At 40.7% G+C, this 17829-nt stretch carries 15 protein-coding genes; 8 read left to right on the forward strand and 7 right to left on the reverse strand.

Annotated features, from left to right (window positions below):
* Positions 1 to 23 precede the first annotated feature (23 nt).
* The gene (gene glgP, locus HMPREF0847_RS10315; RefSeq protein WP_008808136.1) at positions 24 to 2285 is read right to left on the reverse strand and encodes a glycogen/starch/alpha-glucan family phosphorylase; all 2262 of its coding nucleotides are present in this window, start codon (positions 2283 to 2285) and stop codon (positions 24 to 26) included.
* Positions 2278 to 3828, reverse strand: a complete 1551-nt coding sequence (malQ, locus tag HMPREF0847_RS10320) for a 4-alpha-glucanotransferase (protein ID WP_008808135.1) — start codon at positions 3826 to 3828, stop codon at positions 2278 to 2280. The genes glgP and malQ overlap by 8 nt, the downstream gene beginning before the upstream one ends.
* Positions 3829 to 4152: 324 nt before the next feature.
* Here malQ and HMPREF0847_RS10325 point away from each other — a divergent pair, with 324 nt between their 5' ends.
* The 6 genes from HMPREF0847_RS10325 to pulA all read left to right on the forward strand — a co-directional run bounded on the left by HMPREF0847_RS10325 (position 4153) and on the right by pulA (position 11917).
* Positions 4153 to 5418, forward strand: coding sequence for an extracellular solute-binding protein (locus HMPREF0847_RS10325; RefSeq protein ID WP_008808134.1), 1266 nt, complete (start codon positions 4153 to 4155; stop codon positions 5416 to 5418).
* Positions 5419 to 5593: 175 nt separating this feature from the next.
* Entirely contained in the window at positions 5594 to 6889 is a 1296-nt protein-coding gene (locus tag HMPREF0847_RS10330) for a sugar ABC transporter permease (protein ID WP_008808133.1), read from the forward strand.
* Position 6890: 1 nt separating this feature from the next.
* A complete protein-coding gene (locus tag HMPREF0847_RS10335; RefSeq protein ID WP_011999651.1) occupies positions 6891 to 7733 on the forward strand; it encodes a sugar ABC transporter permease in 843 nt (280 codons plus the stop codon).
* Between the two features lie 54 nt (positions 7734 to 7787).
* Positions 7788 to 8591: a DUF1189 family protein gene (locus HMPREF0847_RS10340; RefSeq protein ID WP_008808131.1), complete on the forward strand. Its 804-nt coding sequence runs from the start codon at positions 7788 to 7790 to the stop codon at positions 8589 to 8591.
* A gap of 9 nt (positions 8592 to 8600) precedes the next feature.
* Positions 8601 to 9587 carry a LacI family DNA-binding transcriptional regulator gene (locus HMPREF0847_RS10345; RefSeq protein WP_008808130.1) on the forward strand — a complete coding sequence of 329 codons (987 nt, stop codon included), beginning with the start codon at positions 8601 to 8603 and terminating at the stop codon, positions 9585 to 9587.
* 236 nt (positions 9588 to 9823) lie between these two features.
* A complete protein-coding gene (pulA, locus tag HMPREF0847_RS10350) occupies positions 9824 to 11917 on the forward strand; it encodes a type I pullulanase (RefSeq protein WP_008808129.1) in 2094 nt (697 codons plus the stop codon).
* Positions 11918 to 11973: 56 nt separating this feature from the next.
* Here the strand turns inward: pulA and nrdI are convergent, their stop codons facing one another.
* Positions 11974 to 12432, reverse strand: a complete 459-nt coding sequence (nrdI, locus tag HMPREF0847_RS10355; RefSeq protein WP_008808128.1) for a class Ib ribonucleoside-diphosphate reductase assembly flavoprotein NrdI — start codon at positions 12430 to 12432, stop codon at positions 11974 to 11976.
* Positions 12433 to 12508: 76 nt separating this feature from the next.
* Complete coding sequence (locus HMPREF0847_RS10360; RefSeq protein ID WP_008808127.1) at positions 12509 to 13018, reverse strand: ABC transporter permease; 510 nt, start codon at positions 13016 to 13018, stop codon at positions 12509 to 12511.
* A gap of 289 nt (positions 13019 to 13307) precedes the next feature.
* On the opposite strand from HMPREF0847_RS10360, the gene HMPREF0847_RS10365 reads away from it, so the two are divergent.
* Together HMPREF0847_RS10365 and HMPREF0847_RS10370 are read left to right on the forward strand one after the other, a co-directional pair.
* A complete protein-coding gene (locus HMPREF0847_RS10365; RefSeq protein ID WP_008808126.1) occupies positions 13308 to 13940 on the forward strand; it encodes an HAD family hydrolase in 633 nt (210 codons plus the stop codon).
* A 63-nt stretch (positions 13941 to 14003) separates the two neighbouring features.
* On the forward strand, positions 14004 to 14963 hold the full coding sequence (locus HMPREF0847_RS10370; protein ID WP_008808125.1) for a S66 family peptidase: 960 nt from the start codon (positions 14004 to 14006) through the stop codon (positions 14961 to 14963).
* Between the two features lie 67 nt (positions 14964 to 15030).
* Here the strand turns inward: HMPREF0847_RS10370 and HMPREF0847_RS10375 are convergent, their stop codons facing one another.
* Genes HMPREF0847_RS10375 through HMPREF0847_RS10385 form a run of 3 tightly spaced genes read right to left on the reverse strand, consistent with a single transcriptional unit; the run spans position 15031 to position 17714 of the window.
* Positions 15031 to 16293, reverse strand: a complete 1263-nt coding sequence (locus HMPREF0847_RS10375) for a carbohydrate-binding domain-containing protein (RefSeq protein WP_020992839.1) — start codon at positions 16291 to 16293, stop codon at positions 15031 to 15033.
* A gap of 22 nt (positions 16294 to 16315) precedes the next feature.
* A complete protein-coding gene (locus tag HMPREF0847_RS10380) occupies positions 16316 to 16996 on the reverse strand; it encodes a DUF4956 domain-containing protein (protein ID WP_008808123.1) in 681 nt (226 codons plus the stop codon).
* Complete coding sequence (locus HMPREF0847_RS10385) at positions 16977 to 17714, reverse strand: polyphosphate polymerase domain-containing protein (protein WP_008808122.1); 738 nt, start codon at positions 17712 to 17714, stop codon at positions 16977 to 16979. The genes HMPREF0847_RS10380 and HMPREF0847_RS10385 overlap by 20 nt, the downstream gene beginning before the upstream one ends.
* Between the last annotated feature and the right edge of the window lie 115 nt (positions 17715 to 17829).

Raw genomic sequence — 17829 nt, forward strand, 5'->3', positions numbered from 1 at the left:
ATGGGGCTATCCAAAAGAATTTTTTATTTATCTAAATGCCACACTTCATCATTGTATTGTTGAATCGTACGGTCAGCTGAGAAGAAACCAGCTTTAGCAATGTTTACAATAACTTTATCCAACCATGCGTCGCGGTTTTCATAGTCAGCAAGCATTTGCTCTTTGACTTTGATGTAGTCTTCCAAGTCAAGGAGAGTCATGAACCAGTCTTTGTTGATCAATTCGTTGTAAAGACGTTCCAAGCGTTCTTTCTTACCTACTGCAAGAACAGCATCACTAACGATGAAGTCAACCAACGGTTTGATAGCTTCACGAGCGTAAAATTCACTTGATTTGTAAGCAGATTTCGCATAAAGATCGATAACAGTTTCTGAATCTTCACCGAAGATGTAAATGTTTTCGTCGCCAACCAACTCAGCGATTTCCACGTTTGCACCATCCATAGTACCAAGAGTCAAGGCTCCGTTCAACATGAATTTCATGTTACCAGTACCTGAAGCTTCTTTGGAAGCAAGTGAGATTTGTTCTGAGATATCACACGCTGGGATAAGGAAGCTTGCTGCAGTAACATTGTAGTTTTCAACCATGACTACTTGCAAGTGTGGAGCTACTGCTGGGTCGTTTGCAATGACTTCTGACAAGCAAAGGATCAAGTGGATAATATCTTGCGCAATTGTGTAAGCAGGAGCTGCTTTACCACCAAAGAAGACAGTAATTGGACGAGCAGGAATGTTTCCAGCCTTGATGTCAAGGTATTTGTGAATCACATACAAAGCGTTCATTTGTTGGCGTTTGTACTCGTGAAGACGCTTGATTTGGATGTCAAAGATAGAGTTTGGATTGATTTCCACACCTTGGTGTTCTTTCAAGTGACGAGCCAATTTACGTTTGTTGTGAGCTTTGATGCTTTCCAATTTTTCCTTGACAGCAGCTTTATCTTCATAAGACAAAAGATTTTCAAGTTCTTCTGCTTCATGGTGCCAACCATTACCAAGAATTTCATCTAAATAGTGAGAAAGGCGTGGGTTAGCATGCATAAGCCAACGACGGAAAGTAATACCGTTTGTTTTGTTGTTGAATTTTTCAGGGTAGATGTCATAGAAAGCTTTCAACTCTGAGTTCTTCAAGATCTCAGTGTGGAGAGCCGCAACCCCGTTAACACTGTATCCATAATGGATATCCATATGAGCCATATGAACACGGTCATTTTCGTCAATGATTTGGACAGCAGGATCTTTGTAAACTTCCTTGACACGTTTGTCAAGTTCCTTGATAATCGGAACAAGATGAGGAACAACTTCTTCCAAGAATTCTAGCGGCCATTTTTCAAGAGCCTCTGCAAGAATAGTGTGGTTTGTATAAGCAGTCATTGACTTGACAATGTTTACAGCTTCGTCAAATTCCAACCCACGTTCTGTCAAGAGACGGATCAACTCAGGGATAACCATTGAAGGGTGAGTATCATTGATTTGTACAACTGCATAGTCTGCAAGATCATGCAAGTTGCTTCCTTTTTCGATTGCCTCATCAATGATCAATTGCGCACCATTTGAAACCATAAAGTATTGTTGGAAGATACGAAGAAGTTCACCTTGCTTGTCACTATCATCTGGGTAAAGGAAAAGAGTCAAGTTACGAGCAATATCTGTCTTGTCAAAATCAATTCCTTCTTCAATCAAGCTAGAGTCTACAGAATCTAAATCGAAGAGGCGCAAACGGTTTTTCTTTTCTGTCTTATAACCTGGTACATCAATGTCATAGAGTGTAGAAGTTAAAGTAAAGTTTGCAAAAGGCACTTGGTAGCTACGAGTAGATTTTACCAACCAGTTTTGATCACTCAACCAGAAGTTAGGGATTGTTGTTTGCTCATTGTTTTTTAACACTTGTTGGAAGAGACCAAAGTGGTAGTTCAAACCTACGCCGTCTCCATTTAAACCAAGAGTTGCGATTGAATCAAGGAAGCAGGCAGCCAAACGGCCTAAACCACCATTACCAAGAGATGGTTCTAATTCAACTTCTTCTACTTCAATCAAATCTTTACCTGCATCAGCCAATTCTTTTTTGACATCATCATAAAGGCCGAGGTTGATCAAGTTGTTTGACAAAAGTTTACCAATCAGGAACTCAGCAGAAATATAGTACAATTTCTTCTTTGAATCATTGACAGGTTTAGTTGCACTGTATTCTTTTGTATAGTTCAAAAGAGCAGTATAGAGTTCTTCATTAGTACAATCAGCAATTGTTTTTTGATACGCGTTTTGCACGTATTGCTGTAATTTAGACATTTTTTTCTCCTTTAGAATTCTGATTTACATTATTTTTGGGTTTAAGTTTTGTATTAATTCGGCGATAAATAGTTGTTAGAGAGAGCAACTCTGCCTCTACTTCTTTAGACAGTTCGTCTTCTGTCATACGCCATTGCCAGTTGCCACCAATAGTAGATGGCAAGTTCATCCTTGCAGAACCATCTAATTCCAGTAAATCTTGCATGGTTGCAATCGCCATATAGCTAACAGAAGCAAAGATTGTACGAAGCATAGCATGAGGAACTGTTTCATATTCTTTACGGTTAGTATAAACAGCTAGGTATTCCCGTGTCGGATCGTCAATCTCATCCTTATACCAGCCAAGAACAGTATTATTATCATGAGTTCCTGTATACATTACTGAGTTATGAGGTGCCAAGTGTGGACTATCAATGCTTTCGTCATCTGGATTGAAGGCAAACTGCAAAATCTTCATTCCTGGAAAACCAGTCTTCTCACGAAGCTCAATGACTTCATCAGTCATAAAGCCTAGGTCTTCCGCAATGATATTCAGTTCTCCCAAAGCTTCTTTCACAGCTTTAAAGAGAGCATATCCAGGGCCTTTTACCCACTTACCCGTTGCAGCTGTTTCTGAATCCGCTGGGATTTCCCAATAAGATTCAAATCCGCGGAAATGGTCAATACGAACGATGTCATAAATCTTAAAGCTTTCACGCAGACGCTCAACCCACCAAGAATAGCCATCTTTATCCATAGCTTTCCAGTCATAGATTGGGTTCCCCCAAAGCTGGCCTGTTTCTGAGAATTCATCAGGCGGACATCCTGCCACGCAAGTTGGTTTACCAACAGCGTCTGTTTTAAAGAAATGTGGTTGTGCCCAAACATCAGCACTGTCTGCTGCTACATAGATTGGCATATCTCCGACAATCTCAATATGATGCTTATTCGCATAATCTTTTAAAGCTAGCCATTGTTGGAAGAAGAAGTATTGCGTAACACGATGGTATTCCATCTGTTCGCTCAGGCGCTCACGGTAATCAGCCAAGGCCTCTGGCTTACGCAGGCGAATGTCTTCATCAGACCACTCTGTCCACGCCGCCAAATCAAAGTGCTCTTTGATTGCCATGTAGTCAACATACAGATCTAACCAGTTAGCATTGTCTGCAACAAATTTTTTATAAGCTTTCAAATCAGAGCTTTGAAGGAAATTTTTAACAGCTTTTTCCAATAGTGGACGACGTGCTTCGAATATCTTAGCATAGTCAACAGCTTTTGGATCACTTCCAAAATCCACACCATCTAAATCACTTTCTTGAAGCAAACCTTCTTTTATAAGAAGATCTAAGTCAATAAAGTGAGTATTTCCTGCGAAAGCAGAAAAAGATTGGTAAGGAGAGTCTCCATAGCTAGTCGTGCCTAGTGGCAAAATCTGCCAATAGCGTTGCTTAGTTCTTACCAAGAAATCTACAAAATCATACGCACTTTTCCCAAAAGATCCAATTCCGTATTTCCCTGGCAAAGAAGAAATATGCATGAGAACACCACTTTGACGTTCTTTCATCTTGTCACCTCAATATTTTTCTTAGTTAAAATCTACGTTTTGTTCAACGAAAACGTTTGCGTAGTTCGATTATATCTGTTTTTAGTTTTCTATGCAACCATTTTATAAAAATTTTTTCAATTCTTCAAGAGAATCATCTAACTTTTCTTTTTTTCTTCTATAATATTGACAAATAATTTGTCGGATAAAAAATATTTTTTTGATTTTTTGGAAAAATATCTTGCAAACGGTTACTTTTTGTGATATAATTTTTTCAGTTTAAGAAAACGTTTGCGTAAACTTAAATGTAAATTATTACTTTTTTTATTCTTAGGAGGAATAAACATGAAAAACAAAGCTCTTAAAAGTGCTGCTGTATTGGGTACTGTTGCTGTAGCTAGCTTTATTTTAGCTGCTTGTGGTAGCAAGGCTTCTTCAACTAAATCATCTGAATCTGGTGATAAAAACGTTACTGTTTATGTTGAAGAGCAGTACAAGGCTTACATGGAGAAAGCTGCAGCAGCTTTTGAAAAAGAAACTGGTTCTAAAGTTACTATTAAAACTGGTGACCAAATGGGTGGATTGGACAACCTTTCACTCGACAACCAGTCTGGTAAAGCTCCAGACGTTTTGATGGCTCCATACGACCGCGTAGGAAGCCTCGGTACAGATGGACAATTAAACGAAGTAAAATTAAGCAAAGATAGTAAGACAGATAAAACTACTGAATCTCTAGTAACAACAGAAGGTAAAACATACGGAGCACCTGCTGTTATCGAAACTCTTGTAATGTACTACAACAAGGACTTGATTTCAAAAGCTCCAACTACTTTTGCTGAATTAGAAGAGCTTGCTAAAGACAGCAAATATGCATTTGCTGGTGAAGATGGTAAAACATCTGCCTTCCTTGCTGACTGGACAAACTTCTACTACGCTTACGGACTTCTAGCTGGTAACGGCGGTTATGTATTCGGTGACAATGGTAAAGATCCTAAAGATATCGGTCTTGCTAATGAAGGTGCAATTAAAGGTATCGAATACGCTAAAACTTGGTATGCAAAATGGCCTAAAGGAATGCAAGATACTGAAGGCGCTGGAAACTTGATCCAATCACAATTCCAAGAAGGTAAAACTGCTGCTATCATCGATGGACCATGGAAAGCATCTGCTTTGAAAGAAGCTAAAGTAAACTATGGTGTTTCAACTATCCCAACTCTTCCAAACGGAAAAGAATACGCTGCTTTCGGTGGTGGTAAAGCTTGGGTTATCCCAACTGGTGCTAAAAACCCAGAAGTTGCTCAAAAATTCGTTGACTTCTTGACTTCAACTGATCAACAAAAAGCATTTTACGATGCTACTAACGAAGTACCTGCTAACACAGAAGCTCGCGAGTACGCAGTAAGCAAGAAAGATGAACTGACAGACGCAGTTGTTAAACAGTTCCAATCAGCTCAACCAATGCCAAACATCTCTGAAATGAGTACAGTTTGGGATCCAGCTAAAACTATGTTGTTCGATGCTGTAAGCGGTAAAAAAGACGTTAAAACTGCTGCTGACGATGCAGTGAAATTAATCAAAGATACTATCGCTCAAAAATACGCTAACAAATAATAAAGAACTCTAGGGGTGGGAATTTTCCCTACCCCTTCTTTATTAAAAAGCTATTAAAACAACTACGGGTTTCTTAAAAATTTTGAAAAAAGAGAAATATTTTCTAACATTTAGTTTTATATTCTCTGCTTTCAAAATTTTTAGCCCCTCTTTGAATCTTATTCAGGAGACAAATATGACTAGACAACAGAACCCAAGTAAAGCCTTGTTGCTGTCCCTGATTCCAGGACTTGGACAAATTTATAACAAACAGAAAGCCAAGGGGTTCATCTTCTTAGGTGTGACACTGGCCTTTCTAATCTATTTCTTTGCGATCGCTTCTGGTGAGCTAGGAAATCTTATCACACTTGGTGAAATGCGCGGACGCGACAACTCCCTCTTTATGTTGATCCGTGGTGCCTTCCACTTAATTATCGTACTGGTTTACTTCCTATTTTATGCCTTCAACTTAAAGGACGCTCACACAACAGCTAAACGCTGGAATAACGGTATTCCGGTTCATACTACTCTGAAAGAAATGATTCACAGCATCTATGAGAATGGTTTCCCATACTTGCTGATCATCCCTTCTTATGTAGCTATGACCTTTGCTATCATTTTCCCTGTATTGGTAACTCTTCTGATTGCTTTTACAAACTATGATTTCAAACACCTTCCTCCAACAAAACTGCTGGACTGGGTTGGTTTGACAAACTTCAGCAACATTTGGAGTCTCAGCACCTTCCGTTCAGCCTTTGGTTCTGTCCTATCTTGGACCATCATCTGGGCTTTATGTGCTTCAACTTTACAAATTGTTATTGGTATTTTCACAGCTATTATTGCTAACCAGCCTTTCATCAAAGGAAAACGCATCTTCGGTGTTATCTTCCTACTTCCTTGGGCGGTACCAGCTTTCATTACAATCTTGACTTTCTCAAATATGTTTAATGATAGTATCGGTGCCATCAACACCCAAGTTATTCCTTTGCTTAGCAAGGTATTGCCTTTCTTGAACAATACCCTCATCCCTTGGAAAACAGATCCTACTTGTACCAAGGTTGCCTTGATTATGATGCAAGGTTGGCTAGGATTCCCATACATCTACGTCTTAACTTTGGGAATTCTGCAATCCATTCCAAATGATTTGTATGAAGCTGCTTATATTGATGGAGCAAATGCTTGGCAAAAATTCCGCAACATTACGCTACCAATGATTTTAGCTGTTGCTGCGCCAACTCTTATCAGTCAGTATACCTTCAACTTCAATAACTTCTCTATCATCTACCTCTTTAATGCGGGTGGACCTGGTAGTGTCGGTGGAGGCGCTGGTTCAACAGATATCTTGATTTCTTGGATTTATCGTTTAACTACTGGTACTGCACCTCAGTACTCAATGGCCGCAGCCGTAACCTTGATTATCTCAATTATCGTTATCGGTATTTCAATGATTGCTTTCAAGAAACTACACGCATTTGACATGGAGGACGTATAAGATGAATAATTCTGTAAAATTAAAACGTCACTTTAATCATTTTCTGACTTACCTGTATCTCGTAGTTCTGTCAGTAATCATTATTTATCCTCTATTAATTACGATTACATCAGCCTTTAAAACTGGTAACATTGTCGCCTTCAAGCTTGATTTTAATATCGATTGGAGTTTTGACAACTTCAGCAGGCTCTTCTCTGAGACACTCTACGGAACCTGGTACCTCAATACGGTCATCATTGCCGTCTTGACAATGATTGTGCAAACCAGTATAGTAGTTTTAGCTGGTTATGCATACAGCCGCTATAACTTCATCGCCCGCAAGCAAAGTTTGGTCTTCTTCTTGATTATCCAGATGGTACCAACCATTGCTGCCCTCACCGCCTTCTTCGTCATGGCTTTGATGTTGAATGCTTTGAACCAAAACTGGTTCCTCATCTTCCTTTATGTTGGTGGAGGAATTCCAATGAATGCTTGGCTGATGAAAGGTTACTTTGATACCGTTCCAATCTCTCTTGATGAGTCAGCTAAACTAGATGGTGCCGGTCATTTCCGACGCTTCTGGCAAATCGTCCTTCCTCTGGTTCGTCCAATGGTTGCTGTACAAGCACTTTGGGCATTCATGGGACCATTTGGAGACTATATCTTATCTAGTTTCCTCCTTCGGGATAAAGAATTCTTTACAGTTGCAGTCGGTCTGAGAACATTTGTCAGCGATGTTAAAAATATGAAAATCGCCTTCTTTGCCGCAGGAGCTATCTTAACAGCTCTTCCAATCTGTATCTTATTCTTCTTCCTACAAAAGAACTTTGTATCTGGTTTAACAAGCGGTGGTGACAAGGGATAATCTTGTCCCACCCTGTTTTTTGTCGAACGACTATAAAAATTAGAAAGAGCTACTATGTACCCCTACCCTTTTAATTATTTTTCAAGTATTTTTCAATTTAAAAAAGCTTTTGCTAACCGCAAGCTTTTGTCTTGGTTCCAACTGATTTTTACTAGTCTTTTCTTAATTTCTTTGACCTTGATTCCTATGGCATTGCAGACAGCTGCCAAAGAGAGCTATCCATTAGATACCTTTATCGATCAAGTTTTCCAGCCTTTAGATGAGTCTGCTATGAAAGAGCTTAGCAATCATGTTCAGATCAAAGACGGCCAACTAACTTATGATAGTCACTTTGGTGTACAAAAAAATAAAGACGGCCAGGTTATTATCGGACATCACAAGGATACCAAACCAGGGGAAAAGTTAACACTTTATTTTGATAAGGATCATCTCCTGATCAGTAAAAGCAAGAAAGAGTTAGCAGCCATTCGTTACCAGGCAATCAACCAGGAATCTTTAAAGGATAAGAAAAGCTTGAGCGAGGCCATTTCCAAAGATTGGTTCCAGCAAAACCGTTTGATTATCAGTCTATTTTTGCTTTTGGTGTCTGGCCTGCTCTTGACCTTTAACTTCTTCATTGTCACCTTTGGAGCCAGTCTCTTCCTTTATCTAACTAAAAAATCTAAACTCTTTTCATTTAAAAAGTTCAAGGAATGTTATCATTTCACTCTAAACTGTCTTGGGCTTCCGACTCTCATTGCTGTCTTCTTTGGCATATTGGGTCAGCCTTTGACTACCATGATTATGATTCAAAATATTCTCTTTGTATTATTCCTTGTTATCACCTTTTATCGTACGCATTTCCGTGATGAAAATTAGGAGGTCATCATGCCTGTTACTATTAAAGATGTTGCCAAACTAGCTGAGGTTTCGCCCTCAACTGTAACCCGTGTTATCCAGAACAAGTCTACGATTAGTGATGAGACAAAAAAACGGGTTCGCAAGGCTATGAAAGAACTGAATTACCATCCAAATCTAAATGCCCGCAGTCTGGTTAGCAGTTATACTCAGGTTATCGGCCTCGTATTGCCAGATGATTCAGATGCTTTCTATCAAAATCCATTTTTTCCATCTGTTCTGAGAGGGATCTCACAAGTAGCTTCTCAGCACCAATACGCTATTCAGATTGCTACCGGTAAAGATGAGAAAGAACGGATGACAGCCATTTCTCAAATGGTACACGGCCGTCGGGTGGACGGACTTATTTTCCTTTACGCTGAAGAAAACGATCCTCTGGTTCGGATGGCCTACGAAGAGCAATTCCCCTTCCTTATCCTAGGAAAATCTCTTTCTCCTTTTATTCCTTTGGTCGACAATGATAATATCCAAGCGGGGTTCGATGCAACTGAATATTTCATAAAAAAAGGTTGCCGCCATATTGCTTTTATCGGAGGAACTAAAAAGCTCTTTGTAACCCAAGACCGTTATACTGGCTACGAAAATGCCTTAAAAGAGCATCAGCTGGAATTAGATCCTCAGAGCACTGCCTTTGTCACAGAATTTTTGGAAGAAAAAGGTTACCAGTTTACCAAGCGTTTGCTAGCAAAAAATCCAAATATTGATGCCATCATCACTACAGATAGCTTGCTGGCATCTGGTGTTTGTGATTTTCTCTCTTCACAAAACTTAACTATCCCAGTCCTTTCTTTTGATTCGGTGGAGCCAAAGTTAGACTTGGCAGCCTATGTTGATATCAATACCCTGGAACTGGGTAGAGTGTCCTTCCAAACTATCCTCCAGATCATCAATGATAGCAAGGAAAATCGGAAAATCTGCTATCGCCAATTGATTTCCCATAAGATTATCGAACGGTAAATTGGTATTCTCATCGGATCGTAAACCGAAATGTTAAAAACACAAAAATAGGATCTCAAGCCCAGATAAAAAATGACAACCGTAGTTCCATTCAAGTTAAACTACGGTTGTACTTCTCTTTGGCCTTGCATTTTTATGTTTGTCAATTATTTATACTTACTATTAATTATTTTTACTAGTAGCCTCTGATAGTGCACGCGCTTCTGGGGCTAGCTTATCTTGTATAAAGGAGATTTATGTCTTTTAGAACCTTTCAAGCTTATTTAGATAACACACGACTGATTAATCTTCAGTTACCCATCATTTATGATGCCAAGGACCTGTCCTTCACTTTGGAATCTGACGACCAGGTGATTCCTCTGACTATTCAAACATGCAAATCTTCTACTGAACATTGCCTCTACAGCCTGACTTTGGAAGAAGATATCGATTTGGAACAGCATTATCTCGTCTACGACCAGGACCGCAATAAAACTGTTCTAGCATTCCGACATATTGTCCAAGAACCGATTTTTGATCAAACTTTTGACTACGACCAGGATGATCTTGGTGCAACTTATTCTGCGAAGGCTACTTCTTTTGCCTTCTGGGCTCCTATCTCCGAGCAAGTCCTTATCAAGTTGAGAAAAGATGGCAAAGAAACTGTCTGCCCTCTCCTTCGTCAGGAAAAAGGCGTTTGGAAAACAATGATTCCTGGTGATTGGGAGAAAGCTAGCTACACCTATCTTCACAAGGTCAATGGTCAGTGGCTGGAAGTACACGACCCTTATGCCCTCTCTTCTGAAGCCAATTCTGGTGCTAGCTTTATTATTGATCCAAAGAAACTACTCAATACAACTGGAGTTAAACGGGCCAAAACCCAGCTAAGCCCAACCAAGGCCATCATTTACGAGATGAGTGTTCGCGACTTCTCTAGCCAAAAGGATGCTGGTTTTAAAGAACCTAGCACATTCCGAGCGCTGACCGAGTCTCCCAAGCTAGGCAAACGTAAAATTGGTATGCAGCACTTGCTAGATCTGGGAATCACCCATATCCAGCTCATGCCTGTTTATGATTTTGGTAGTGTAGATGAGAAACACCCTGAACAAGTCTATAACTGGGGCTATGATCCGGTCCAGTATAACGTTCCAGAAGGCAGCTTTGCCAGTGACCCGGAGGATCCTTATGCACGCATTCTAGAATTGCAGGAAGCTATAGCAGCCTACCATGAGGCAGATATGAGTCTGATCATGGACGTTGTTTACAATCACGTTTATGATGCGGATAGCTTTGCTTTTGAAAAGATTGTTCCTGGTTATTTCTATCGCTTGGATGAGCAAAAACAACGAACTGACGGAACTTTCTGTGGTAACGATGTTGCAAGTGAGAGAGCCATGGTCCGTCGCTTCATCAAGCATTCGGTCAAGCAATGGGTGAATCTCTATGGCTTTGACGGTTTCCGTTTTGACCTCATGGGTATCTTAGATATCCAAACTATGAATGAGCTAGCAGAAGAGCTAAAAGCGAGCTACCCAAATGTCTATCTCTACGGAGAAGGCTGGAAAATGGCGACTGGTTTGGAATCAGACCTCTTGGCCCACCAGTATAATGCAGCAGAATTGACTGATTATGGCTTTTTCAGCGATAATTTCCGTGATACCATCAAAGAAACCATCTTAAACAAACAAAGACTGACTAGATCCGAATGGACTTCCAGCATGGCTAATATCCTAACAGCTAATGTCGGCTTAGAAACAGCAAACCATTTCCAAAGTCCTCAACAGGCCATTAACTACACTGAGTGTCATGACAATGCGACTGTCTTTGACTACTTTAAAATGGAAGATTCAAACATCAGTCTAAAAGAACGCTTGGCTAGTGCTCGCTTGGCCTTACACTTGGTCTTGCTTGCTCAGGGGGTCCCTTTCCTCCATAGTGGTCAAGAATTCTTCCGCCACAAAGACTTGCTAGATAATAGCTACAACATCCCAGATACTATTAATCGTCTGGACTGGCAAAGCTTACTCAACTACGAAGAAGATGTTGACTTCATTCGTGAATTAATCAGCTTCCGAAAAGAACACCCTCTACTCAGCCTCGAAAGTCGAGAAGAAATCTTGGAGGCATGCCAAGTTGAATGGCTCAATGATTCACTGGTCAGGTATCAGATTTCACAGCAAGATGAACAAATGACCATCTTGATCAACTTTGGTTCAAAAGATCAGACCTACCAAAACGAACTAGGTCAGGAAGTCTTTCTATCTTATCCAGCCATTAGTAGCCACAAGGCTATCGCTCCCTTGGCTGACAGCTATGTTGTTCCTGCTAAGCAAGTCCTAGTCCTGAAATAAATAAAAAGCACGCCTCTAATAAGAGACGTGCTTTTACTTTTCTAATGTCAGATAGTTTAAAGCTGATAGAGTTCTGCGATCTTGTCACCAACACGGCTGATATCATTTTGCAGACCACGAAGCTCAAAAGTATCTAGCAGGGGAAAGCCAAAACGCTGAGAATATTGCTTTGCTGTTAAACAATACTGGTTGTTGAAATTACGGTTGCCACTGCCTACGATACCGAAACATTTTTTATAGTTTTCTTCATATTCAATAAAGGCTGCTAAATCATTGGTTAAAATCTCAACATCACCAGAGTCCACTCCGTTTCCACCCTCTAAATAAGTCGGCAGGAAGGCTACAAACTGATTGTCCATAGCAAAGAAATCCCGGCCTTCTTTGACCAAATCCTTAATATTGACCTGTTCTACTTCAAGATCCGCGTGGCCTTCTTGCAAATAGGCCGTCAGACGCTTGATAAAGCTTGCTGTATTCCCACTTAAACTAATATAAACTAAGGAAACCTTTGCCATTCTATCCTCCTAAAACTAAAAATAACATCTATCCTTTTCTTAAAATTGTAAGACGATAAATGTTATTTGTCAAATTTTAAATAGGCTCCTTTTTCACTTCCAAGTCCTTCTGCTGACGCCAAGTATAAAAGAGGACAATAGCTAAAAAGAGGATATTCAGTAAGAGTCCGACTATGGTTACAGCCTTAGGGATCATCATGATTGATTCGCGAATCGCTGGATCACTAAAATAATGATAGAGCGACTGAGAAGACAGATAATCATAAGCCATGACAAGAATGGTAAAGACCGAGTAGACAGAGTATAGGATGTTGGCTAGAAGGAGATTCTTTTTGATCAGCAATACAAGTACTGTCGCCAATAAAAGAAGACCCACAAATAGAATCAGAACCTGACTCATACTGTGATTCAAATCAAAAACTACATCATAAAACCGATTATACTGCTGGGCTACCTCCCCTTTTAGCTGCATGACTTCTGCGGGATTCTCTAGCCTTTTTCCTGCAAGAAGGTCCCAGAGACTAAGTAGAGCACCAAAGGCTGAGATCAACCAACACACGTACAAATAAATTGCTTTCTTTTTCATATTAACCCTCTATTTCTTCTAAAATAATAGAATCCAAAGACCATCGAAAGGGGAAACTGAATGAAGTTTAGAGATTGCATTTTCAGGAGACAGGCATACTCTCAAAAAAGTTTGTGTTATGCTAAAAAGATTTTCTTGCCTTCGGATTTCTATACATTCATTATAAATAGCTTTTAAAAAAAGATGCGCTAAAACTTCTAAAATGCCTCCTATTCTTCTTCAAAAGCCTCTTTTTCAAAAACTACAGCCTCCTAGGCTGAAAAGAAAGACTTTGTGATAGAATAAAGCTATGAAACAAGATTACCAAGAGATCCAATGGCTCTTTTTTGATATAGGTTCAACTCTAGTCGATGAAGACAAAGCTTATGAAGCCAGAATAAAAACCGCCATTTCTGGAAAGAATATTTCTTATCAACTCTTCTATGACAAGATGCTCAGCTATTTTAAGGAAAATAAAAAAGGTGACTTAGAAGCACTCAGCTTCTATGGACTTGAACGACCAGCTTGGAGAACGGACTTAGAGACTCTCTATCCGCAAACCAAAGGAATATTAGAGCAACTAGGGCAAGATTATAAGTTGGGAATTATCGCTAATCAATTACCTGGCCTAGAACAGCGCTTAAAAACTTTTGGAATTTTAGACTACTTTAGCGCTATCTTCTCGTCCGCTGATCTGGGGCTGGCCAAGCCCGACCCCGCTATTTTCAGGCTGGCCTTACAAAAAACTAACTGCCTACCTCAGCAAGCCATTATGATTGGTGACCGCTTGGATAATGATATCGCTCCTGCCAAAAGAATAGGGATGAAAACTATCTGGATCAAACAAGGCTTCAGTCGCCTAGCTCAAGTTAAGAAACTTGAAGAAAGAGCGGACTGGACCGTCGAAAAACTGACTGATGTGCTTCCCATCCTCTTGTCCTAGCTGGCCTTGTCTTTCGGAACGTTCTATTGTATAATATAGTCATTTTAAACAGGAGGTCTTTCTATGAAAAAACTCACACCTGGTATGCACATTCGGGTCGTCAGCCCCTCAGCGTCAATCGAACACATCGGTGGCTTTGAGGCCAATCTAGCTGCCAAGGAGCGCTTGGAAAAGCTGGGATTTACCGTGTCTTTTTCGGAGCATTATCTGGAAAATGATATATTAGGATCTGCCTCCATCGAAAGCCGGGTGGCAGACATTCATGCTGCCTTTTTGGATGACTCCGTTGATGCTATTCTGGCTACTATCGGCGGTTTCAACTGCAATGAGCTCCTGCCCTATCTAGACTTTGAATTGATTGCTAGAAATCCTAAGATTTTCTGCGGCTACTCAGACACAACAGCCTTGCTCAACGCTATCTATAGCAAGACCGGCATGAAAACCTACATGGGACCGTCCTACTCTAGCTTTAAAATGGAAGACTTACAGGACTATCAGACCGAGAGCTGGCTCAAGGCTGTCAGCCAGACTTCTTATGAATTGACCCCTAGTGAAAAATGGGGCAGTAATGCTTGGTACCTGCCTGATGCGCCAATGACCTTCCATGAAACGGAGTGGAAGGTCTATCATCACGGACAAGCCCAAGCCACTGTTATCGGTGGCAATCTCTCCACCTTCTCACTTCTGCGTGGAACACCCTATGCCCCGACAGATGAAAACTATGTCCTCTTTGTTGAGGAAGCGGAGGAAGATGATTATGTGGAATTTGACCGCAATCTAGCAGCCCTCCTTCAGGCCTATCCTAACCCACAGGCCCTTCTCATCGGCCGCTTTCCAAAAGAATGCCAGATGACAGAGGAGCTGCTCCTTTATATCTTGGATAAACATCCGATTCTCAAACAAATTCCCGTCCTCTATGACTTGGACTTTGCCCATACTCAGCCACTCTTTACCATTACCATTACCATCGGTGCTCAGGCGACAGTAGATACGGAGACGATGTCTATCAGAATTGATGAATAGCAAAAACTCCTCATTCCAGCTGGAATGAGGAGTTTTTTATTTCTATTTGAAACTTTTATAGTTGACCTTAATGTCCACCAGGTCCGCCTCCCTGATTACCTCCTGGGGCACCACCTCCGCCAGGGCCATCAGCTGTGATTTCAGATCGAGTTTCACCATTGACTGTGATGGTTCCACCAGTATAGGTAGCTGTTCCGTCAAAGTCGAAGGCAGAGACTGTAGAAGTAATGTCTAGATTGCCTCCTGTCATAATGATATCACCATTAGAGTCAAGAGCATCAGTGTCACCTTGTCCCACTTCTACCTTGATGTCACCTCCCGTAATCTTGATAAAGATCTCTGCTCCAGTTACCTTACTAGAAGCATTGATACCATCATCAGAGGCAGAAAGATCTAATTTCCCTCCATTAATAGTCACATTGGTTCCTTCGAGTGCTTCAACACTTGACTCAATTGTAATCGTACCGCCGTCAATCACTGCTGCATTAGAAGCGTGCATTCCGTCATCACCAGCATTAATGGTGATCGTACCAGATTGAATATAAAGATTTCCAAGTGTCGTATCTTCATCATTGTCAGCGTGAAGAGCATCTTCGGTTGCCGTCAGATTCAAGGTCGCATCCTTGATATTCAACGCGTCATTGGCAGAAAGAGCATTTTTATAGCCTTTGACCGTATAGGTTCCACCTGTGATACGTAGATCATCGTTAGACTCTACTGCATTGCCGTAGTTGCCCTCAATCGTCAGACTACCAGAACCATTGAAAGTCAAGTCATCCTTACTGTAAATGGCTGCATCGTAGTCTGTATTTGTGTGGTTAGCAGAGTCAGCGATACTGTTTTTGCTTCCTTCCGCAAGGGTGATGAAGGTCTTATCCGCACTTTCTACCACAATCGCTGCGTCAGTCCCTTTCATAGTCACACCATTCAAGACGATTTGGACCTTGTCTTGGTCTCCTGCTTTCACCACGATTTGGACATTTTCGCTACTTCCAGACAATACATAGGTACCAGCAGCTGTGATTGTTACAGTTGACCCAGATACTTTCGCACCGTCTCCAGACACCTTAGCTGTTGAGCCACTTAGACTCACCTTTGTAGCACTAGATTCGTCATATGAGGCGTCTTGGTCCCGATCAGTGAAATAACTCGTTGAAGCTGTTGAGGCTTTGCTTGAGGACGTTTTACTAGTGGTTGAACTAGTAGTTGTGCTAGTGCTAGCAGCGCTGGACTTACTAATCAAGCTACAGGCTCCCAAGCTGGCTGTCAACAGAACCAGTGGGACCATCAGCTTTACTTTTCGAAATATTGTTTTTTTACTTGTTTTCATGATAGGCCTCTTTCTATTTCTTTTATAATTCATTTTCTTTTGTGATGAATCGACTGATAGCAATCTCTAGATTTCCATTGCGGGTCCGCAGAGCATCCATCAACTCTTTCTCTGTCATTTTGCCGTTGAGTTGGATGATATACTTGAGTTTAAACAAGCTACCCATGTCTGATGTTTTCACTGAGGCTAATTCCAGATGATTGGTCGCTTTATCAAAAATATCATCAAAGATAGATTCATAATCTAAACTTTCAGGAATAACAATGGTCAACTGGCGGATAGAATGTTTCATTTGTCCAAAGTTGATGGTTTCAAGAAGGACAATCGCTACAGACATGATTAGGGTAAAGGCTCCTGCAAAGACTAGGTAACCCATACCAATCGCAATCCCGATCGTCATAGCTAGGAATATAGATACCAACTCCTTGGCACCACCTGGAGCCGAACGGAAGCGAATCAAACTGAAGGCACCCATGACGGCAACCCCAGCACCCAGACTACCATTTACCAAGAAGATGACAACGGCAATCAAGGCCGGCAATAGGGCTAGACTCATGACAAAGGACTTGCTGTAGACCGTTTTATACTGGTAGACCTTGGCCACAACCAAACCCAAGACTAAGGCAACTCCAATTGCTTCTAGCATGATCAATGGTTTTACAGCCGTACTAGTAAAAACGTCATTAAATAATTGATTTAGCATGGTTTACAACTCCTTTGTAGTCTGTGGTTTTTTTATAGGCTACGCCATATTTAGAGAAGGATTTTGGAAAGACCTGATGATGGTCCAAAATCTCACTCAGCCAAAGCGGATAAGCTCCTGGAACCTTGATTTCCATAATGACATAGCCTTCTGGTAAGAGCTTGTCCCCATGTTTGCCATCTAATAAACTTAAATCCTCTGATCGATAAGTCAAATCATAGTCAATGGTAATCCGAACATTTGGATCTTCTATTCCCTTCATGGAATAACGATTATAGTAGATATGCATCATGGGCTGAACCTTTTGATAACGAGCCATGAGCCAGTCAATCTCTTCACGGATCTGAGAATCATCTGTCTGACCTCGATCACCCGCTAGATAAGACTCCGCCGCCAGCAGGTCAGTTGAAATCCGACGCTTATAGACGATTTTTCGCACTTTCTTTTTGATTTCTAGGAAAACCTGGCTGTCTTCTACTGGATTTTCATCGTAGGTCCGTACCCGCAATTTTTCTTTAAAATAAGGTTTTTCTAGAGATTCACGAATCATTTGAAAGGTAGGAGTATCGTAGTAAAGATTGCTGATGGTTGAATATGCATGGTCGTCTTCTACCATATGTTCCTCAAACTCCGTCAGCAAATTTGCTAGAACCTCCTTTGAAATAACGTATTTTGTTTCAAATCGCTGGAATTTATCTTTAAATGTTTTTTTAGCCATAGGACATCTCCCTTTCTAGCTGCTTGATTATTTACTTGGTTATTTTAAGTAGCAAAGCTTAAAAGAAATCTAAAAAAAACTTAAAGAAAACAAAACATCTCCCTTTTCAGGAGAT

This window comes from Streptococcus sp. 2_1_36FAA, from assembly GCF_000161955.2.
In the GTDB taxonomy this organism is placed as follows: Bacteria; Bacillota; Bacilli; order Lactobacillales; family Streptococcaceae; genus Streptococcus; species Streptococcus gordonii.